19 protein-coding genes and 6 tRNA genes are annotated in these 20,694 nt (G+C 43.4%); 10 read left to right on the plus strand and 15 right to left on the minus strand.

All coding sequences use genetic code 11. The features are described from left to right. Positions 1–49: 49 nt before the first annotated feature. The 10 genes from GFB48_RS13830 to leuS all read right to left on the minus strand — a co-directional run bounded on the left by GFB48_RS13830 (position 50) and on the right by leuS (position 10,332). Positions 50–844 carry a septal ring lytic transglycosylase RlpA family protein gene (locus GFB48_RS13830; RefSeq protein WP_163936928.1) on the minus strand — a complete coding sequence of 265 codons (795 nt, stop codon included), beginning with the start codon at positions 842–844 and terminating at the stop codon, positions 50–52. Next, the gene (gene mltB / locus GFB48_RS13835; protein ID WP_163936931.1) at positions 828–1,787 is read right to left on the minus strand and encodes a lytic murein transglycosylase B; all 960 of its coding nucleotides are present in this window, start codon (positions 1,785–1,787) and stop codon (positions 828–830) included. The genes GFB48_RS13830 and mltB overlap by 17 nt, the downstream gene beginning before the upstream one ends. A 2-nt stretch (positions 1,788–1,789) precedes the next feature. After that, positions 1,790–2,881: a rod shape-determining protein RodA gene (rodA, locus tag GFB48_RS13840; RefSeq protein ID WP_163936934.1), complete on the minus strand. Its 1,092-nt coding sequence runs from the start codon at positions 2,879–2,881 to the stop codon at positions 1,790–1,792. A 13-nt stretch (positions 2,882–2,894) separates the two neighbouring features. Next, positions 2,895–4,742, minus strand: coding sequence for a penicillin-binding protein 2 (mrdA, locus tag GFB48_RS13845; protein WP_240464880.1), 1,848 nt, complete (start codon positions 4,740–4,742; stop codon positions 2,895–2,897). Positions 4,743–4,747: 5 nt separating this feature from the next. Continuing rightward, positions 4,748–5,218 carry a 23S rRNA (pseudouridine(1915)-N(3))-methyltransferase RlmH gene (gene rlmH, locus GFB48_RS13850; RefSeq protein ID WP_163936935.1) on the minus strand — a complete coding sequence of 157 codons (471 nt, stop codon included), beginning with the start codon at positions 5,216–5,218 and terminating at the stop codon, positions 4,748–4,750. 9 nt (positions 5,219–5,227) lie between these two features. Beyond that, positions 5,228–5,545 (minus strand): ribosome silencing factor, encoded by a 318-nt coding sequence (rsfS, locus tag GFB48_RS13855; RefSeq protein ID WP_163936938.1) that lies wholly within the window; start codon positions 5,543–5,545, stop codon positions 5,228–5,230. A gap of 65 nt (positions 5,546–5,610) precedes the next feature. Further along, on the minus strand, positions 5,611–6,225 hold the full coding sequence (gene nadD / locus GFB48_RS13860; RefSeq protein ID WP_163936941.1) for a nicotinate (nicotinamide) nucleotide adenylyltransferase: 615 nt from the start codon (positions 6,223–6,225) through the stop codon (positions 5,611–5,613). Next, the gene (gene holA, locus GFB48_RS13865) at positions 6,225–7,253 is read right to left on the minus strand and encodes a DNA polymerase III subunit delta (RefSeq protein WP_163936944.1); all 1,029 of its coding nucleotides are present in this window, start codon (positions 7,251–7,253) and stop codon (positions 6,225–6,227) included. The genes nadD and holA overlap by 1 nt, the downstream gene beginning before the upstream one ends. After that, entirely contained in the window at positions 7,253–7,750 is a 498-nt protein-coding gene (lptE, locus tag GFB48_RS13870; protein ID WP_163936947.1) for an LPS assembly lipoprotein LptE, read from the minus strand. The genes holA and lptE overlap by 1 nt, the downstream gene beginning before the upstream one ends. Beyond that, entirely contained in the window at positions 7,750–10,332 is a 2,583-nt protein-coding gene (leuS, locus tag GFB48_RS13875; protein ID WP_163936949.1) for a leucine--tRNA ligase, read from the minus strand. Before leuS ends, lptE begins: the two co-directional genes overlap by 1 nt. Positions 10,333–10,616: 284 nt before the next feature. Between leuS and GFB48_RS13880 the strand changes: the two genes are divergently transcribed. Continuing rightward, a complete protein-coding gene (locus tag GFB48_RS13880; protein ID WP_163936952.1) occupies positions 10,617–11,126 on the plus strand; it encodes a zinc ribbon-containing protein in 510 nt (169 codons plus the stop codon). Here the strand turns inward: GFB48_RS13880 and lnt are convergent. The 5 genes from lnt to miaB are packed head-to-tail and all read right to left on the minus strand — an operon-like array spanning position 11,082 to position 16,542. Further along, positions 11,082–12,668: an apolipoprotein N-acyltransferase gene (gene lnt, locus GFB48_RS13885; RefSeq protein ID WP_163936955.1), complete on the minus strand. Its 1,587-nt coding sequence runs from the start codon at positions 12,666–12,668 to the stop codon at positions 11,082–11,084. The genes GFB48_RS13880 and lnt overlap by 45 nt on opposite strands. A 20-nt stretch (positions 12,669–12,688) precedes the next feature. Continuing rightward, complete coding sequence (corC, locus tag GFB48_RS13890; RefSeq protein WP_163936958.1) at positions 12,689–13,570, minus strand: CNNM family magnesium/cobalt transport protein CorC; 882 nt, start codon at positions 13,568–13,570, stop codon at positions 12,689–12,691. A 40-nt stretch (positions 13,571–13,610) separates the two neighbouring features. Continuing rightward, positions 13,611–14,066, minus strand: coding sequence for an rRNA maturation RNase YbeY (ybeY, locus tag GFB48_RS13895; RefSeq protein WP_163936961.1), 456 nt, complete (start codon positions 14,064–14,066; stop codon positions 13,611–13,613). Continuing rightward, the gene (locus GFB48_RS13900; RefSeq protein WP_163936964.1) at positions 14,050–15,096 is read right to left on the minus strand and encodes a PhoH family protein; all 1,047 of its coding nucleotides are present in this window, start codon (positions 15,094–15,096) and stop codon (positions 14,050–14,052) included. Before GFB48_RS13900 ends, ybeY begins: the two co-directional genes overlap by 17 nt. Before the next feature lie 21 nt (positions 15,097–15,117). Continuing rightward, positions 15,118–16,542, minus strand: a complete 1,425-nt coding sequence (miaB, locus tag GFB48_RS13905; RefSeq protein WP_163936967.1) for a tRNA (N6-isopentenyl adenosine(37)-C2)-methylthiotransferase MiaB — start codon at positions 16,540–16,542, stop codon at positions 15,118–15,120. Positions 16,543–16,757: 215 nt separating this feature from the next. On the opposite strand from miaB, the gene GFB48_RS13910 reads away from it, so the two are divergent. The 9 genes from GFB48_RS13910 to GFB48_RS13950 all read left to right on the plus strand — a co-directional run bounded on the left by GFB48_RS13910 (position 16,758) and on the right by GFB48_RS13950 (position 20,535). Next, entirely contained in the window at positions 16,758–17,924 is a 1,167-nt protein-coding gene (locus GFB48_RS13910) for an FAD-dependent monooxygenase (RefSeq protein WP_163936970.1), read from the plus strand. A 62-nt stretch (positions 17,925–17,986) separates the two neighbouring features. After that, complete coding sequence (pth, locus tag GFB48_RS13915) at positions 17,987–18,580, plus strand: aminoacyl-tRNA hydrolase (protein WP_163936972.1); 594 nt, start codon at positions 17,987–17,989, stop codon at positions 18,578–18,580. Between the two features lie 17 nt (positions 18,581–18,597). Beyond that, positions 18,598–19,689, plus strand: coding sequence for a redox-regulated ATPase YchF (gene ychF / locus GFB48_RS13920; RefSeq protein ID WP_163936974.1), 1,092 nt, complete (start codon positions 18,598–18,600; stop codon positions 19,687–19,689). A gap of 196 nt (positions 19,690–19,885) precedes the next feature. Further along, positions 19,886–19,962: transfer RNA gene (locus GFB48_RS13925), tRNA-Met, on the plus strand. An 18-nt stretch (positions 19,963–19,980) separates the two neighbouring features. Next, a tRNA-Leu gene (locus tag GFB48_RS13930) sits at positions 19,981–20,065 on the plus strand. 52 nt (positions 20,066–20,117) lie between these two features. Beyond that, positions 20,118–20,192 (plus strand) — tRNA-Gln (locus GFB48_RS13935). A 78-nt stretch (positions 20,193–20,270) separates the two neighbouring features. Further along, a tRNA-Gln gene (locus tag GFB48_RS13940) sits at positions 20,271–20,345 on the plus strand. A 2-nt stretch (positions 20,346–20,347) separates the two neighbouring features. Further along, positions 20,348–20,424, plus strand: a tRNA-Met gene (locus GFB48_RS13945). Positions 20,425–20,450: 26 nt separating this feature from the next. Beyond that, positions 20,451–20,535, plus strand: a tRNA-Leu gene (locus tag GFB48_RS13950). The last annotated feature ends 159 nt before the right edge of the window (positions 20,536–20,694 follow it).

Below are 20,694 nucleotides of genomic sequence, written 5' to 3' on the forward strand. Positions count from 1 at the left end.
TGTGGCGATTATCGTATTTACGTTATCTTTAAAGCAATAATGCTGTAGATTAACTCTTTGACTGACTGCTTACAATGTAGCTTTGAGTATAGCCTGCTTGCTTTAACAGAACCTTAAGCTGATCTGCATCTTTTCTAGACGAAAATGGCCCAACTCGTAATTTGAATAATGCTTGTTGTTGATCAATTTGAGATTGATAACCATAGCGGACTTGTAATTTACTGGCGATAGCCTGTACTTTGATTGGATCTTTAGAAGCCATCACTTGGATAAAATACTGGTTGAGGGAATTCATTTGGGGCAGGGGAAGGGGAGTTTGGGGGGTTGACTGTTCCACCCAAATTGAATCGATACGAACATTGGCTGTGCCGGTTTTGAGGTAATCCAGCTGTGCCGCAGCAGCATAAGAAAGGTCAATAACACGGTTGTTGTGGAAAGGGCCACGGTCATTAACCCTGACAATCACTTGTTTACCATTATCTAAATTGGTGACTTTGGCGTAGCTAGGTATCGGCAGGTGCTTATGGGCAGCGGTAAGCTGATACATGTCATAAATCTCACCATTACTGGTTAAGTGGCCGTGAAATTTCTTGCCATACCAAGAAGCGATTCCTTGTTCTGAGAAATCTTTATGGGTAGTGAGCACTTTATAAGACTTGCCCCATACCTGATAGTCTTTATTGCCTCCACGGGAATAGGCTTCTGCCTTAGGGGTTTGCAATTGGGTTTGACTAAGGTCTGGCTCATAGCTAGGCCCTCTATCTTGGGCCATTTGGTAGCGTCCATTATCAATACTGCAACTACTGAGCAGTAAAGCGATGACTAAACTAAAAATCTTTGGCATTTTTTAGCTGCTTTGCAAATTGGGTGACAACCATGGCATACAGAGGACTTCTATTGTAGCGAGTAATGGCATAAAAGTTATTTAAGCCTAACCAATATTCGTCATGATTAACCTGCTGTAATTTGATTAAAATGGCTTTTTGGTCGGCTGCTAAATGGGCTACAGACTCCTTATCTACTCCTAATTGCTGCCACTGGCTGATGCTAGTTTGTGGTGATCTATTATTCCACAATAAGGCTTTGTCAGCTTTATCAAGCTGTGTTTTAGCAACAATATCTTGCCCCAGTTGCCATTTATGTTTGTGCAAGTAGTTGGCAACAGATGCAATGGCATCATCAGCTTCAAAAAGATTGCGCTGGCCATCTTCATTAAAGTCGATGCTATAGGCACGGTAACTTGATGGAATAAATTGACCAAAACCCATAGCCCCGGCATAGGAACCATAAAGCTCATCAAGATTTAATTGTTCTTCTTTGGCTAGGTGCAGTAAATGACCAAATTCACTCATGAAAAAATCTTGTCTAGGTGGGTAATGAAAACCGAGTGTAAATAATGCGTCACGTACTTTATGCTTGCCAAAAATACGACCATAAAATGTTTCTATTCCAATAATGGCAATGATAACTTCGCTGTCTACTCCAAAGCGCTGAGAAGCTTTAGTCACCGTATCGAGATTATTCTTCCAAAAGCTTAGCCCCGCCTGTAAGCGCTCTTGGGTTAAAAAAAGTGGGTAATACTGATGCCATGGCTTTGCTTCCCATGGCTTGGTAATGGCCTCTATGATCTCGGGTTGGAATACTGCTTTTTCGATTTGCTGCTCAATATAGTGACTGCTTAACCCTTGTTTCTTAACGGTTTGTTTGAATTCTTCTATTCTTTTATTGTCCGCAGCATGTAAACTGCTAGCAAGCAAGGTAAATAAAGCGATTGTAATTTTTTTCATTGCTATCTATCCATGAAACGTCGATGAGTATGAATACTCATTATGATGCCAAAACCAACGGCGAGTGTAAGCATCGAGGTACCACCATAACTAACCATAGGTAAAGGTACACCTACTACTGGGAGTAAACCAGAAACCATACCAATATTTACAAATAAATATACAAAAAAGGTTAACGTTATTGACCCAGCTAATAAGCGGGCAAAGTTGGTCTGTGCTTTACTTGCTAGGAATAATCCCCTTGCAATAATAAACAGATAAATGGATAACAATACAATAGAGCCGGCTAATCCAAACTCTTCCCCAATGACAGCGAAAATGAAATCAGTATGCCGTTCTGGTAAAAATTCTAATTGTGATTGTGAACCTTGCAGCCAGCCTTTACCAAGATATCCCCCTGAGCCGATAGCAATTTTGGATTGGATAATATGGTAGCCTGAACCTAAAGGATCACTCTCTGGGTTGAGGAAGGTCAGTACCCTTTGCTTTTGATATGGGTGCATCAAGAAATACCACAGGATCGGTACAAAGGCGAGCACCGCGGTTATGGCGCCACCGACAATAATCCAACTCATGCCAGAAAGAAATAACACGAAGATACCCGAGGCTGCAACCAATATTGACGTACCAAGGTCGGGTTGAGAAGCAATTAATAACGTCGGAACGAGTAACAGTAATATCCCACCGAGTATTTGTGTTGAAGAGGGCGGCAATGGGAATTTGCTAATATACCATGCCATGGTAATGGGAAAAGCGAGCTTGATCAGTTCAGAAGGTTGAAACTCCATAAAACCTAAATTTAGCCAACGCTGTGCGCCTTTATTAATATCACCAAAGAAGTGAACCAGAACCAGTAAAATGATACCAACAATGTAGATTGGTAGGGCCCAGCGTTTAAGTATTTCAGGGTTAATTTGGGCAAAGATAAACATCACCAGAAAGGCCAAGCCAATTCGTACCACTTGACGATTGGCAACGGCTTCCCCCCCGGCAGAGTAAACAACAGCTAAGGAGAAGCTAAGAAGGGCAACTAATCCTAAAAATAATGGTAAATCAATATGGATTTTGGTCCAAAAACTAGTTTTATTGTTCATTATAGTTAACCAGTTAGTTGTCTAATAGGTAAGAATCAAACATACCTTTGGCGATCGGGCCAGCATTAGCACTACCCCAACCCGCATTTTCCAATACTACTGCGACAGCAATTTTGGGGTTATTGTAAGGTGCCCAACCTACAAATAAGGCGTTGTCTTTTAAATGTTCCTGTACGGTTTCTTCATCGTATTGGGCATCTTCAGCGATGCCAAAAACTTGTCCTGTACCAGATTTTACTGCGGCCTTATAAGGGGAATCTTTAAAAAGACTATAGGCACTGCCACCATATTTATGGGCGGTTTGGTACATGGCGTTGGAGATAATGTTCCAGTTCGCTTCATTTTTTAGCTTAATCGGTGCTAAGTTACTGCTGGCATTAGTTTCCGGCTCGCCAATCACTTGTTTTAACAGATGAGGACGAAACCGTTGACCTTTGGTCGCTAGGATACTGGTGGAGTAGGCTAATTGTATCGGAGTAGCCGTCCAGTAGCCTTGGCCAATACCAATCGAAATGGTATCTCCAATGTACCAAGGTTGATTGTAGCGAGCTCTTTTCCAGCCTTTGTCTGGTAAAATTGCGCTACTTTCTTCATGAATATCAATGCCGGTAGACTCACCAAAACCAAAAGGCTGCATAAAGTCTGCGATATTTTGGATACCCATTTTGTAAGCTAAATCATAAAAATAAATATCACATGAATGAGCAACAGAGGTATATAAATCAACCCAGCCATGGCCCCAGCGTTTCCAGTCACGGTATTTTCTTTCTACATTTGGAATTTGCCAAAAGCCAGGGTCCCAAATTTTGGTTTTATCAGTAACAAAATTATGTTCTAAACCGGCTAGAGCCAGTAAGGGTTTAACGGTAGAGGCGGGGGCATATTGCCCTTGAGTCGCTCGGTTAATGAGTGGTTTTTGAGTTGAATTTAGTAAATTTGAATAATTGCGCGAGCTGATCCCTTGTACAAACAGGTTAGGGTCATAACTTGGGCTTGAAACCATCGCTAAAATTTCACCGTTATTAGGGTCTAGCGCGACAACGGCTCCACGACGACCTTGTAGTAACTCAATTGCTTTATTTTGCAAGGTTATATCAATGGTTAGTTGAAGGTCGCGCCCAGCTTCAGGCGGAATATGTTTTAATGTACGAATGACACGACCGCGATTGTTTACTTCTTCTTCGGTGCTACCAGGAATGCCATGTAAGATATCTTCGTAAAACTTCTCTATCCCTTGTTTACCAATTTGGTTAGTGGCGGCATACATGCCCTCTTTATCATCGATGGAGATTTTTTCTCTATCTTTAGAGTTGATGCGAGCCACATACCCCAATAAGTGTGTCAACGATTCGCCCTGGGGATAATAGCGGTTTAAACCAGCCGCAATGGACAAGCCTGGAAATTTATGCTGATTAATGGAAAATTTGGCAACTTGCTTTTCAGAAAGCTGCTTGATCAACGTAAAGGCTTTAAATCTACGATGGTATTTTAATCTTTCTTGGGTATCTTCAATGAAGCCTTCTTCTAAAGGAAACAGCTTACCAAGTTCAGCGATAATGTGCTCAAGGTTGGCGACCTTTTCGGGGATCATTTCTAATGAATAAACAGGTAAGTTGTTGGCAACAATATTATTATTGCGATCAAATATTAAGCCGCGGTTGGGTGCAACAGGGATAACTCGCACTCTATTTTCATTAGCGCGGGTTTGATAATCAGTGTGAGAGGTAACTTGTAAGTAATATAAATTGCTCAGCAGGATGCTGATAAGGATCACCACTACCGCAAAGGTAAATAAAGCGCGACGCTTGAACAGGGCCGCTTCTTCTGTATGATTTTGTATGGTTACGCGACTGCGTCTCACGGTAACTATTCCCTGTGATATGGATGGTTATTATTAATGCTCCAGGCACGATATAAGCTTTCGGCTACCATCACCCTAACCATTGGGTGTGGAAGTGTTAATGCAGATAAGCACCAGCTTTGCTCTGCCGCTTGTTTACAAGCAGGAGCAAGTCCCTCTGGGCCACCAATTAGCAAGCTGACATCACGACCATCAAGTTGCCATTTATTAAGCTCGGTTGCAAGCTGTGGAGTGGTCCAATTTTTGCCAGGCAAGTCTAAAGTAACAATCCTGTTTCCTTTCTTAACCGCAGCCAACATTTGCTCGCCTTCTTTTTGTAAAATACGGGCAATATCGGCATTTTTACCTCGCTTCCCAGCTGCAATTTCGATTACCTCAAAAGGCATATCTTTAGGGAAGCGTCTTTGGTACTCAGCCAAGCCAGTTGCCACCCAGCTTGGCATTTTAGTACCAACGGCAATCAGTTGTAACTTCATTGCTTGAAATTAATTCCAAAGCTTTTCTAGCTGATAAAAGTCACGAGCTTGTTCTTGCATTACATGAACCACTACATCACCTAGGTCAACAAGAACCCACTCCGAACTTTCACGTCCTTCAATGCCAATGATTTCAATTTCAGCTTTTTTAGCTTCAACAACAAGGTATTCAGCAATTGATTTTACATGGGTTTTTGAAGTACCAGAGGCGATAATCATATAATCAGTAATGGTTGAATGTTGTTGTACATCCAGCACAGTAATATCGCGAGCTTTAATATCTTCAATTTTATCAATAGCGAAATCTTTTAATTCAGTAATTTGCACTTCAATGTCTCTGTTTGAGTTAAGGTAACTTGGCGATTATAGCAAGGATAAGCCATGGATTAACCCTATTGATAAAGATTATGTTGCTCTATGTAGCGTTTTACCGCAGGATTTATATCAAACTTGCCAACTTGAGCAAGTTTTAAGCAGTTCCTGATGTGGGTAGAGGATATATCTACTTCATCCGTTTTTACTGGGTAAATCGATCCTTTGCCCTTTGGTAACGACTCTTTAATTTGCTGATACCAATCTAGTTCATCAATATCTAAAGCGTCACAACCCGGCCTAGTCATTACTAATAGATTGCAAAAATTTAAAATTTGATGCCATTTGTACCAATGATTGAAATTTGCAAGGGAATCCATGCCGATAATGAAGTAAAAATCATTGTTAGGATAACGCTGCTGCAGCTTTTCTAAGGTATAAACCGTATAAGAAGGTCCAGTTTGAGTTAATTCAAAATCTACAGCTTTAACCCCATCTAAATCGGCAATAGCTAATTCAACCATGGCTAATCGGTGTTGGCCATTGGCTTGTGGTTGAGGTTTATGTGGTGCAACAGCATTGGGCATAACCCAGATTTGATCGAGATTTAGCTGCTGTTTAATGGATACTAAAGATTGTGTATGGCCATTATGAATTGGGTCGAAGGTACCGCCTAAGAGTCCAATTTTTGCCATTAGAAATCCTTCCAAGGTAATTTATGAAATGCTTTGCTGTCAAACCACAAGGCTAATTGAGCTAATTGTGGCCAGCTCTCTTTGCCTGAGAACTTAAAGTTCATTTCTAGCTGATGGGCATGGCCTAGCATAGTATTAATCTGTTCTAAAGATATGCGTGATAAACAATTGAGGTATAAGCTTTTGCGTTTATCCCAAATTCTCAATGCATTCCACTGTGAAGCGTTCAGTTTTCCCTGTTGCTGTAACAGCGAAAGTTGCTGCAAACGAACCAGCTCCTGGAGTAAATTCCACAATAAAATCTGCGGGCTTACGCCCTGAGCTTTTAATTGCCCAAGCATATGTAGGGCCCTGCTTTGTTTATCCATTAAGAGTGCATCTAACCATTGGAAGACACTAAATCTAGATTGATCTTGCAACCATGACTGCAGCATGCCGACAGTCACTTGTTGGGAGTTTTGCAATAACTTTATCAGTTGTAAAGCTTGCTCCAAAGCTAACAGATTACCCTCATACATGCTCATCAACATGTGTTGAGCATCTGCTGTTAGGTTGATTTGATATTTATTTACCCGCTGATTGAGCCAATTGACCCATTGTGGTCCTTCCGGCGTTGCGCAAGGGATATAAAGACCCAATGACTCTAGGGATTTAAACCATTTGGCTTTAAGTTGGTCGGCGCCTAATTTAGGGCCATGCAGAATCAATAGGTTATCAGGGTTTTTTAGTTCGACTAATTTCAGTAGCTCGGTAGTGCCTTCTTTTCCTGGCTTAGCATTGTGAATGTCTAGTTCAATGATCCGTTTAGAGGAAAATAAACTTAAGCTCTGCCATTCCTGTTCAAGAGTGTACCAATTGAACTGATTCTCAGTAGAGAAACTTAATCTTTCTTCAAAATCAGCCTTGTGCGCCAAATTGAGGATATGTTGGCGACAATCTTCCACTAAAAATGGCTCATCACCAAAGATCAGAACAACCTGAGGTAGCTGCTGTAATTGCTGAACTAATTGATTTGGATAGAGGCGCATTATTGGCTGCTGGCTAAAGATTGAATGATTCTGCTGGTGGCTTTTATGCGCATCTCTTTTAGCAGCATCTCCATCTCGCGACTCTTACCAAGAGCGGTGCGAGGATCATCCAAATAATCTCTGCGGATTTCGACTTGATAAGACTGGGCTTCACGATTTGGCAATTTAATCGTGTAGTCGACGAGATAGATCAGCTCATATTCGGCAACTTTGCCATCAGGAAAGAGGGATAGAGTGGCCCGACTTAACTCATCATGTACAAGCTGTAAGTGAGCGACTCGCTCAGGATCCCGTTCAACTACCTTCACCGAGTAAAGACGTAACTGTTCCCCTACTAGTCGAGTAAGTTCGCTGTATTTATCTTGAGTGCCAAGCGAAAGTTGTTTTAGGTTATCAGGGATCTGATGTGATCCCTGAAAACGAAAGCCACAACCAGCACTTAGCATTAGGCTAAGTGCTAGGATTGCAGTGAGAAGGCTTTTAAATTTTAAAACCATTAATTAGCAACAATATTGAGTAATTTACCTTTAATATAGATTACCTTACGAATGGTCTTGTCGACAATAAACTTATTGATATTGTCTTCTTGCTTGGCTAAAGCTTCTACTTGATCTTGCTCAGCATCGGCGCTAACAGTGATTTTACCGCGCACTTTACCGTTTACCTGAACAACAATTAACTTGCTGTCTTCTACCAGTGCTTTGTCGTCAACTACAGGCCATGATGCTTCATCAATGGTACCTTGTTGACCTAGCTCGTTCCAAAGTTGGAAAGATAGGTGAGGCGTCATTGGGTAAAGCAGACGAACAACCGCAAGTAATGCTTCGCTCATTAGGGCACGGTCTTGGCCTGACTCAAGTGGTGCCTTTGTTAGCTTGTTCATCAACTCCATAATAGCGGCAATGGCAGTGTTGAATTGCTGACGACGATCGATATCATCAGAAACTTTGGCGATAGTTTTGTGCAGTTCACGACGTAGCGCTTTTTGGTCGTTGTTTAGTGCCGCAACATCAAGTGCAGGTGCCTCAATGCCACCTTCTAGGAAGGCATGAGCTAAGTTGTAAACACGACGTAGGAAGCGGTTTGCACCTTCTACACCAGATTCTTGCCATTCTAGGGTCATCTCTGGTGGCGCGGCAAACATCATAAATAGACGTACCGTATCGGCGCCGTACTTATCTACCATTTCCTGTGGGTCGATACCGTTGTTCTTAGACTTAGACATCTTAGTCATACCGGCGTGCTTAAGCTCGCGGCCAGACCCATCGGTGGCTTTCACGATACGGCCTTTACCATCACGCTCTAGGATCACTTCAGTTGGAGATACCCAAACTTGGCCGCCTTTTTCGTCTTCGTAGAAGAAGGCATCAGCCAGTACCATGCCTTGACACAGTAGACGCTTGAACGGCTCATCAGAATCAACCAAACCTTCGTCACGCAGAAGTTTGTGGTAGAAACGAGAGTACAGTAAGTGCATTACCGCGTGCTCAATACCACCTACGTATTGGTCTACAGGCAACCAGTGGTTCGCTTCTTCTGGGTCTAACATGCCATCGTCAAAGTTAGGCGATGCATAGCGAGCGTAGTACCAGCTTGATTCCATAAAGGTATCAAAAGTATCAGTCTCGCGGGTGGCCGCTTGGCCGTTAATGGTGGTTTTGGCCCACTCTTTATCGGCTTTAATTGGGCTGGTTACGCCATCCATAACCACATCTTCAGGAAGGGTTACAGGTAGGTCTTCGGCAGGTACAGGGACGGTTTCACCGTTCTCTAAGGTTGCCATTGGGATTGGTGAACCCCAGTAACGCTGACGAGATACACCCCAGTCACGCAGACGGTAGTTTACTGTCTTCTTGCCTTTGTTGATGCCTTCAAGCTTAACCACCATAGCGTCAAATGCGCCCTGGAAATCTAGCTCGTCAAACTCACCAGAGTTAAACAGAATGCCTTTTTCAGTGAAAGCTTCTTCAGCAATGTCTAGCTCGCCGTCAGCAGGCTTGATAACCGCTTCAATGTCTAGACCATAGGCTTTAGCAAACTCATAGTCACGCTGGTCGTGGGCAGGAACAGACATCACCGCACCTGTGCCGTAGTCCATTAATACGAAGTTCGCTGCCCATACTGGTACCGTTTTACTGGTTAATGGGTGCTTAGCGTAAAGACCAGTCGCAACACCTTTTTTCTCCATGGTCGCCATTTCAGCTTCGGCAACCTTGTTGTTCTTACACTCTTCAATGAAAGCGGTAAGTTCAGGGTTGTTTTTAGCGGCTTGGGTCGCTAGTGGATGCGCGGCCGCAATCGCTACATAGGTCACGCCCATTAGGGTGTCTGGGCGAGTGGTGTACACATCAAGGGTATCGTCTGAACCTTCGATATCGAAAGTCAGTTCAAGGCCTTCTGAACGACCAATCCAGTTGCGTTGCATGGTTTTCACCTGCTCTGGCCAACCTTCTAGGTGGTTCATATCATTTAACAGCTGTTCGGCGTAATCAGTGATTTTGATGAACCACTGTGGAATTTCACGTTGCTCAACAACTGCGCCGCTGCGCCAGCCGCGACCATCAACCACCTGCTCGTTAGCAAGCACGGTTTGGTCAACTGGATCCCAGTTGACGGTCGCCATTTTTTTGTAAACTAAACCTTTCTCGTAAAGGCGAGTGAAGAACCACTGCTCCCAACGGTAGTAGTTAGGTTTACAAGTGGCTAACTCACGATTCCAGTCGTAACCAAAACCTAAGGTTTGTAGCTGACCTTTCATATAATCGATGTTTTCATATGTCCAAGCAGCAGGTGCAGCCTTGTTCTTAACGGCAGCGTTTTCTGCTGGTAAACCAAAAGCATCCCAACCAATTGGTTGCATAACGTTCTTGCCTTGCAGGCGCTGGTAGCGAGAAATCACATCACCAATCGTATAGTTACGGACGTGCCCCATGTGCAGTCGGCCACTTGGGTAGGGAAACATAGACAGGCAGTAAAACTTCTCTTTTGAAGAGTCTGGCTTGGCGATAAACGTTTTATTTTCAGTCCAGTGCTTTTGAACACTAGCTTCGATTTCGGCAGGATTATATTGCTGTTGCATGAGTTGCTCTTAACAGTCGATAAAGGCTAAAAGGGTGAGATTGCTCACCACCTTATATGATTCATAAAAATTGCTGCATAGGATAAACCAGAATCGGCTTGAAGGCTAATTTGATAACGGAAAAAGTACAAAATTTGTCAATATTTATGAATGACACCAGTTGTAACACAAAAGTGGATTATTTATTGGTGCAAATAAGCCATTATCAGCTAGGCTTGAGGATAGGACTTGTAGTGTTTAGGGAAAAACAATGACACCTCTTTGACGTTCAAGGGGAGGGATATATGAGTGAAAATAGTCGATTATTAACGGCCTACCATGAACTGTTAACCCAGCTACAAAAGCGCTATACGGCCGAGCCCGATCTGACCATGACAGATCTGCCTGCTTTACTGGAAAAGTCGTTAACCTATCTGGATATTCAGGGCTTTGCAGACGAGGATGACCTGCTATTAACTGAGAGGTATATCCGCCGTGATATACGCAGCTTTTTACACAATCGAGATGCCAACATATTAAATAAAAGTGTTTCTATCTTGCTGGCTCGTGATTCATTATGGCAATGGTTATATTCAATGGCTGATCATCAACGGGTAGAAATGCATGAACTGAATCATGATTTAAGTACCAATGGCGTTTATCTTTCGGGTGAAATCATCGGACATGGTGACCTTGAATGTTATAGCTGCCACCACCAAAGTCACTATGATCACCCACAGAAAATTGGCCCTTGTGTCGTATGCGACAGTTTAAGGTTCTCTCGACCAACTATGTCTAAGTCCTTGTATCATTAGGATAATACTCACTAACAGTACAGTCCAGTGACCATAGCGGGCAAAAATGGTATCACCAGATACTAAATTAACTTTGTGGCGTAATACCCCAGTTTCGAACTGGGGTATTTGTTTTTGTATGGTTCCATAACTGTCTACCACAGCGGTAACGCCATTGTTGGTTGCCCTCAGTAGCGGTCGGCCTAATTCAATGGCTCGCATCTGCGCTATTTGCATATGTTGTACCGGACCAACGGACTCGCCAAACCAAGCATCATTTGAGACCGTTAACAAAAAGTCGGTATTTGCAGTCAAATTTGCTCTTAATTGTTCAGGAAACGCAATTTCATAGCAAATCGCAGGTAACAGTTGATAACCTTTGGCATTTAAATTGGGTTGTACTAAGTCACCACGAGCAAAAGAAGACATGGGTAAATTGAAGAAAGGTGCCAGTGGTCTAAGCCAATCTTCAAATGGAACGAATTCACCAACAGGCAGAAGGTGATGTTTATCATATTGGTTATTTTGGGTGGCAACATCCGCCCCTGAATACTCATTTATATAGGGGGCGATGGCGATGGATCTTTCAGGCTCAGTCAGAGATTGACTGGTTCTTACAGGAGTGCTTGCTGCTTGGCCTAAGGTAATCAAGCGATTGAAGTAGGTGTCATTTTCAACGGCAATAATGCCAGTAATCAGAGCAGCTTCATGAAAGGTGGCAGCTTTATGAGCATTAGCAACAAAACTACTGACCATATGCATAGGCGCTGGGATGGCAGCTTCAGGCCAAACTATGATATCAGCATCAAAATCGGCTCGGGTAAGATCTAAATACTTGAACATCGTTGGCCAGAGGTTTTCAGGCTGCCATTTCAAGCTTTGGGGAATATTACCTTGTACTAAAACGACATCAACTTGTTGCTCAGTCAGTTGCGGTTTGTTTAAGTTGCTCACGATAAAGGTTATCGTCAATAAAATAACTGGCAGCAAAACTGCGGACCATTGCTTTTTTAGGAATAAATACAACCCAGTAGCCAGTTGCACTAATAATAGGGTTAATCCTAAAGCGCCAATAGAATTGGCCAACAAAGCAAGCGGACTGTCGATTAGGGCGTATCCTTCCCAAAGCCAAGGAAATCCAGTCAGCAACGTGCCGCGTAACCATTCAAATGCTGTCCATATAGGTGCAAATAATAGTAATAAAGGCAAAGGCTTATGTTGTGGATTTAGTCTTTGCAGGAGATAGCCACTGGCTGCGCTAAATAAGGCGAGGTAAGCGCACAGTAACAGCATGATCAATAACGATACAATTATCGGCAGGCCGCCATAAGTGTCGATTGATACATGAACCCAGCTGATCCCAAAGCAAAACTTTCCTAAGCCATAGGCAAACCAAGTTTTTGCGGCTGCAGCTGGTGGCTGCGGCTGGCTAAAATGCAGCGGTACAATAAAACTGAGTAATATGACAGGCCATATTCCAAAGGGAGCATAAGCAAGCAAGGTCGCCGCACCGGCTGCGAAGCTTGCTAACAAATGGCCATTGTTGACCAATCGTTGGAGCATGGCTGTCATTATCCTAGACTCTAATTACTTTGTTCATCACTGATGGCGCGATCAGGTACTTTGACTTGCAGTTGTATTAGACGTCGAGTATCGGCACTGCTAACTTTAAATTCAAACCCATGAATGATAATGGTTTCTCCACGCTCTGGTAAATGCCCAAAGCCATGGGAAACGAGCCCACCGATGGTATCAAACTCTTCATCACTAAAGTCACTCTGAAAGGCGTCATTAAAGTCCGCAATGTTAGTTAAAGCTTTAACAGAATACACCTGTTGAGCAATGTGACGAATTTCGGTTAGATCTTCTTCGTCATCATATTCATCAGCAATTTCACCAACGATTTCTTCTAGAATATCTTCAATCGTGACTAGCCCAGAGACGCCGCCATATTCGTCAACTACAATGGCCATATGATAACGTTGGGAACGAAACTCTTTTAGGAGTACATCAACACGTTTTGATTCTGGTACGACTACCGCGGGACGAATAATTTTATCTAAACTGAACTCTTCGCTGTTAGTTTGCTCGCGAAAACCATAAGGGATCAGATCTTTAGCAAGTAATATGCCTTCGATATGGTCTTTATCTTCGTTAATAACAGGGAAGCGTGAGTGGGCAGATTCAATGATGCAATTAAGCATGGCTTCGATTGAATCATCTTTACGGATGGCTACGATCTGTGAGCGAGGGATCATGATATCCCTTACTTTAAGATCCGATACCTCTAAAACGCCTTTGATCATCTCACGGGCATCTTCTGAGATGACATCATTTTGTTCAGCTTCAGTAATCACTTCGGCTAATTGCTCAAGACTTTGTGGTTCCCCTTGAAATAACTGGCTTACTTTGTCTAACCAGCTTTTTTTCTGGGGATTGGTACTCGGGGGGGTATCTTCGTTCATATCTTTCATTTGTTAGTTAAAATATCTTATGAACAACAAGTTACTGTTGTTCATAAGGGTTGTTATACCCTAACTGGGTCATAACAGCAATTTCTATTGCTTCCATTTCTTCAGCTTCGGCTTCATTTATGTGATCAAAACCAAGCAAATGCAAGCAGCCATGGATAACCATATGGGCCCAATGGCTGATGATTGACTTGTTTTGTTCTTTAGCTTCGGCACAGACCACTGGGGCACTGATAACCAAATCTCCCAACAAAGGTAACTCAATATGTGCAGGCGCCTCAAATGGGAAAGAAAGCACATTGGTTGGTTTATCTTTGCCACGATATTGGTGATTCAGATATTGTGACTCTTCATTATCAACTATGCGAATAGTGAGTTCGGCATCATCTTTGTAATCAGCCAATACCGAACTGGCCCAAAGCTCAAATTGTTGTAAGCTTGGAGTATCACTATGCTCAAAAGCAAGTTGTAGATCAAGATTCAGATTCATCTTGTTGTTCCATGAGTTTTTGCTTTTTAAGAGCCGCTTCTTCACGGGCTAGTTTTTGATCGTGACGCTCGTATGCATCTACAATGCTGGCCACGATAGGGTGGCGAACGACATCTTTAGCCACAAAGAAATTAAAGCTTAATTCGGGGACTTCTGAAAGCACCTCAACGGCATGTCTTAAGCCAGATTTGGTATGCCTAGGTAAATCGATCTGGGTAATATCACCAGTAATCACCGCCCGACTATTAAAACCAATTCGAGTTAAGAACATTTTCATCTGTTCAACAGTGGTATTTTGCGATTCGTCGAGAATAATGAATGCATCATTTAACGTTCGACCACGCATGTAGGCTAATGGCGCCACTTCAATAACACTTTTCTCGATTAGGCGTTCCACTTTTTCAAAGCCCATCATCTCAAATAAGGCGTCGTATAGGGGGCGTAAGTAAGGATCGACTTTCTGGCTTAAATCACCAGGTAAAAAGCCTAGCTTTTCGCCAGCTTCAACTGCAGGTCGGGTCAATAAGATACGACGAACTTCTTGGCGCTCGTAGGCATCTACTGCTGCGGCAACCGCGAGATAGGTTTTACCAGTACCAGCAGGACCAATGCCGAAAGTGATATCGTGATTAACGATATTAGCTAAGTATTGCGACTGATTTGGGTTGCGGGGCTTAATTAAACCACGTTTAGTTTTAACATAAATTTCTTTACCGAAGCGATCTTCTTGTTCTTGCTCAAGAACTTTAGCTTCTTGAATCGCAAGGTGAACCTGATCGGGCTCTAAGTCAGCTTGCTGGCCTTTAATTGGTGCGGCTTCAATATAAAGCTTTTTAAGCAGTTCAATTACAGCATGAGCCTGTGCGGGTGCACCAAGAGCCTGGAAGTGATTATCACGATAGGTGATCTCAACGCCTAAACGTCGTTCAATTTGTTTTAAGTTGTCATCAAAAGGACCGCAAAGAGCAGCCAATTGACTGCGCTCTGCGGGCTCTAAATAAACATCCAGTTGGATGAGTTTATTACTCAAAATTATTCCTTTAAGGTCCAATTATGGTTGAAAAGTTTCTACGCCATAGTTAGCGTTGTTATCACGCTTAGCAAGAATGTCCTGTGGACGCAGCTCACGACGTAAGTCCATTTGATCTTCGGTGCGAATTACTTTACCACGAAGTGAGTTGGTTAGTGCTTCAGTAATTTCAACATCAACAAATTTACCAATCATATCTGGAGTACCTTGGAAGTTAACTACGCGGTTATTCTCAGTACGTCCTTGCAGTTCCATAATATCTTTCTTAGATGGACCTTCAACTAAAATTCGCTGAACGGTACCCATCATGCGACGGGAATACATCATGGCATTCTGATTAATGCGCTGTTGAAGAATATAAAGACGTTGTTTCTTCTCTTCTTCGCTTACGTCATCTGGTAAGTCAGCCGCAGGTGTGCCCGGACGTGCTGAGTAAACAAAGCTGAAGCTTTGATCAAACTCAACTTGTTCAATCAGCTTCATGGTTGCTTCAAAATCAGCAACGGTTTCGCCAGGGAAACCAATAATAAAGTCAGAACTAATGTGCATATTAGGACGGACTTTACGAAGAGCACGGATAATCGACTTATATTCTAGAGCGGTATGTGGGCGCTTCATTAGCGTCAGAATACGGTCAGCACCAGATTGAACAGGTAGATGCAAGAAGTCAACGAGTTCAGGGGTGTCTTCATAAGCTTCGATAATGTCAGGGGTAAACTCTAACGGATGACTGGTGGTGTAGCGAATACGGTCAATACCGTCAATCGCAGCAACATAGCGCAGCAGTTCAGAGAAACGACAAATACCACCTTCATGGTCTTCACCACGGTAAGCGTTAACGTTTTGGCCTAGTAGATTTACTTCACGTACACCTTGTTCAGCAAGCTGAGCAATCTCGTATAATACGTCATCTAGCGGACGGCTTACTTCTTCACCACGGGTGTAAGGTACGACACAGAAAGAGCAATATTTAGAACAGCCTTCCATAATAGAAACAAACGCGCTTGGACCTTCAGCTTTAGGCTCTGGCAAGCTATCGAACTTTTCAATCTCTGGGAATGAAATATCGATCACTGCTTTTTCGCCCGCTTGTACCTGAGAAATCATTTCAGGCAGGCGGTGTAGAGTTTGTGGACCAAATACCAGATCAACATAAGGCGCACGCTGACGGATATGCTTACCTTCTTGTGAAGCAACACAGCCACCTACACCAATAATCAGGTTAGGGTTTTTGTCTTTTAAATTTTTCCAACGACCGAGCTGGTGGAACACCTTCTCTTGGGCCTTCTCACGAATTGAACAGGTGTTCAAAAGTAAGATATCAGCTTCCTCTGGCTCTTCGGTTTCGATATAGCCTTGGGCATCGCCTAATAAGTCTGCCATTTTTGAAGAGTCGTACTCATTCATTTGACAGCCCCAAGTTTTAATATGTAGTTTCTTGCTCATAGAAGTTGGTTATCCGCGTAAATACAACTGGAAAATAGCCGCGTATTTTACCCATCTCACCGCGACTTGACTAGCTTTTGTTCCGATGGAGTGCTCAAATTTTGACAAATCTGCTGGGATTTTACCCATAACCAGATAGAAGATGAATCTTTGTAGGCGCTCCTAGCAGGAAATGGTATTCTAATTTTAGTTGAAAATGGGATGGGTGAAATCCAGTGCGAAAGTTTGACTTAATCATTAATGGTGGCGGTATGGTCGGTGCTGCGGTTGCCGTGGGGGCGGCCAAGTTGGGGTTTAAGGTCGCCATTATTGAAGCCAATCCAGCTAAAGACTTTGATCCTAACAGCCCTATGGATTTGCGAGTCTCTGCCATTAGTGTCGCTTCAGAACAGCTACTGACTCAGCTGGGTGCCTGGCCAAGCATTAATAGTATGCGCACTTGTCCCTACTTAGGACTAGAAACCTGGGAGCGCAATGAAAACGTCAAAACCGCCTTTCGCGCAGAAGAGGTAGGTGCCAGTCACCTTGGTCATATTATTGAAAACCGCGTGATAGTATTGGCCCTATGGCAGCAGTTTGCAGACCACAGCATTACGCCATTTACCCACACCAGCATTAACCAAATCAATCGCAACAAGGGCGTGGTGGAAATCACCCTGGCCAGTGGCGAACAGTTAACGGCACCATTATTAGTGGCCGCCGATGGTGCCAATTCTTATGTGCGTCATTGGGCGGGCATTGGCATTAGTGGTTGGGATTACGGTCATCATTGCATGCTGATTAATATTAATACTGAGCAAGGGCAGCAAGACACCACTTGGCAGCAGTTCACGCCAACAGGGCCAAAGGCGTTATTGCCTTTGCCCGGTAACAAAGCGTCATTAGTTTGGTACGATTCACCAGCCACCATCAAACAATTGCAGCAGCTAAATCCGCGTCAATTGCAAAGCCAAATTGCACAAATATTTCCAAATAAACTCGGTCAATTTGAGGTCGTAGATTACGCCAGTTTCCCACTGACCAGACGCCATGCTCAACGTTACTTTATTGATAATGTGGTGCTGCTGGGAGATGCCGCCCATACCATTAATCCATTAGCCGGGCAGGGCGTTAACCTTGGTTTTAAAGATGTGGCGGTATTACTGCAAGAGTTAGAAAAGGTAGCAGCAGAGCAACTTGGCGATACTGCATGGTTACAGCGCTACCAAGACCGGCGCTATAAAGACAACTTATTAATGATGTCTGCCATGGATGTCTTTTATAAAGGCTTTAAAATACAAACGGGGCCGCTACCAATGCTGCGAAATATGCTATTGAAGCTGGCGAATCATTCAGGGCCAATAAAAAAACAAGTCCTTAAGTATGCGATGGGATTAGGATAGCTATATAAAATATTTAAACAGGGTGCTAGAATGCCCCCTTTTTTATGAAGGGCGCAATAAAAATGGCAGATATTAAGCTAATTGTTGGCTTGGCAAACCCTGGTTCTGAGTACGCAGGTACTCGCCATAATGCAGGTCAATGGTATGTCGAGCAATTAGCCAATGATGCTGGTGTGCGCCTAAGCCCAGACAGTAAGTACTTTGGTCTAAGCGCCAAGGCTACCATTGCTGGTAAAGATGTGCGCTTACTGGTACCAACGACTTTCATGAATTTAAGTGGTAAGTCAGTGGCGGCTTTGGCGAATTTTTTCCGCATCAATATTGACGAGATTTTAGTTGCCCACGATGAGCTTGATATGGACCCTGGCATGGCTAAGTTTAAACTTGGTGGTGGCCATGGCGGTCATAATGGTTTGCGTGACATTATCAGCAAAATGGGTAACAACAAGGGTTTTTATCGTCTGCGAATCGGCATTGGCCATCCAGGGGATAAAAATCGGGTCAGCGGCTATGTTTTAGGTAAGCCGCCTGCGAATGAACGAACTATGATTGATGAAGCTATCGATGAGGCTGTTCGTTCGACAGATATTTTATTTAAACAAGATATGGCAAAAGCGATGAGTCGTCTTCATAGCTTTAAGGCCACTGCAAAGTAAACGTAAAAGGTGAAACCATGGGTTTTAAATGTGGCATAGTAGGCTTACCTAACGTAGGTAAATCAACGTTATTTAATGCATTAACAAAAGCAGGTATCGAAGCGGCCAACTTTCCGTTTTGTACCATCGAGCCAAATACAGGTATGGTACCTGTACCGGATTTACGTTTAGATGCTTTGGCTAAAATTGTAAACCCTGAGCGCATACTGCCAACCACCATGGAATTTGTGGACATTGCAGGTCTGGTAGCTGGTGCTTCAAAAGGTGAAGGTTTAGGTAACCAGTTCCTAGCCAACATCCGTGAGACTGATGCCATTGGCCACGTGGTTCGTTGTTTCTCTGACGATAACGTCGTTCACGTTGCCGGTAAAGTATCGCCGCTGGACGATATCGAAGTGATCAACACTGAGCTGGCGCTTGCTGACTTAGATTCTTGTGAGAAAGCCATTACCCGCTTACAAAAGCGTGCTAAAGGCGGTGACAAAGAAGCGGTACAACAAACCGAAGTGCTGAAAAAGATTCTGCCAGTACTAGAAGAAGCGGGTCAAATTCGTTCAATTGAATTTACTAAAGAAGAAAAAGTCATTGTTGATGGGTTTAATTTCTTGACCATCAAGCCGACGATGTACATTGCTAACGTAGCAGAAGATGGTTTTGAAAATAATCCATACCTAGACCAAGTAAAAGAATTAGCCGAAAAAGAAGGTGCTATCGTCGTATCTGTATGTGCCGCGATTGAAGCTGAACTGTCAGAGCTTGAAGACGAAGACCGTGCTGAATTTATGGAAGATCTAGGCATGACTGAATCAGGTCTTGACCGTGTGATTCGAGGTGGTTACTCTCTGTTGAGTCTACACACTTACTTTACCGCAGGCGTTAAAGAAGTGCGTGCTTGGACAATTCCAGTAGGAGCAACAGCGCCGCAAGCGGCAGGTAAGATTCATACTGATTTTGAAAAAGGATTTATCCGTGCCGAAATCGTCGGTTATGACGATTATATTGCGGGCAATGGTGAAGCTGGTGCCAAAGATGCCGGTAAATGGCGTTTAGAAGGTAAAGATTACATTGTTAAAGACGGTGACGTTATTCACTTCCGCTTTAATGTGTAATAAAAGTTAGGTTGATTTGTTACTAAAACTTAACGCTTCAGGGTGTGCTTAGATCTAAAAAATCGCTAAAGTATGCCCTTTTGCTCAAAATAGCTGCAAGCAGTAAAAGTTTGGCGATTATCTTACAAAAAGCGGTTGACCAAACAGGGGCGAATAAGCATAATACGCCCCGCTTCCAATAAGAAGCATGCTTCAAGGCTATGTAGCTCAGCTGGTTAGAGCACAGCACTCATAATGCTGGGGTCGCAGGTTCAAGTCCCGCCATAGCCACCAATGAAGCAAACAATTTGTGCGGGGGTGGCGGAATTGGTAGACGCACCAGATTTAGGTTCTGGCGCCGTAAGGTGTGAGAGTTCAAGTCTCTCCCTCCGCACCACAAATTGCAGATAACTGGCTTGTAAAGCGGGTTGTCACCAAGAATAAGTTGTTGGGATATCGCCAAGCGGTAAGGCAGCGGGTTTTGATCTCGCCATTCCCAGGTTCAAATCCTGGTATCCCAGCCACTCTTTTAGAGTCTTAATTTAAAGGTTGCTGAACAAGCCTTTAACTGTCACCAATGCAGGACTCGCACTCAGCGCTGTTGGGATATCGCCAAGCGGTAAGGCAGCGGGTTTTGATCTCGCCATTCCCAGGTTCAAATCCTGGTATCCCAGCCATTGGCTATGTAGCTCAGCTGGTTAGAGCACAGCACTCATAATGCTGGGGTCGCAGGTTCAAGTCCCGCCATAGCCACCATACAATTTAAAAATGAAACAGAATTTGCGGGGGTGGCGGAATTGGTAGACGCACCAGATTTAGGTTCTGGCGCCGCGAGGTGTGAGAGTTCAAGTCTCTCCCTCCGCACCATTTTCTGTTAAGTAAACTATCAGCGCTCTACCAAGCGCACGAGTGATAATGCTTAATGGCTCTGTTTCATAATACCCAAACACTAGGGTTAATTAGTGTAAAAAATTTGTGCGGGGGTGGCGGAATTGGTAGACGCACCAGATTTAGGTTCTGGCGCCG

The organism is Paraferrimonas sp. SM1919 (assembly GCF_010993985.1).
In the GTDB taxonomy this organism is placed as follows: Bacteria; Pseudomonadota; Gammaproteobacteria; order Enterobacterales; family Shewanellaceae; genus SM1919.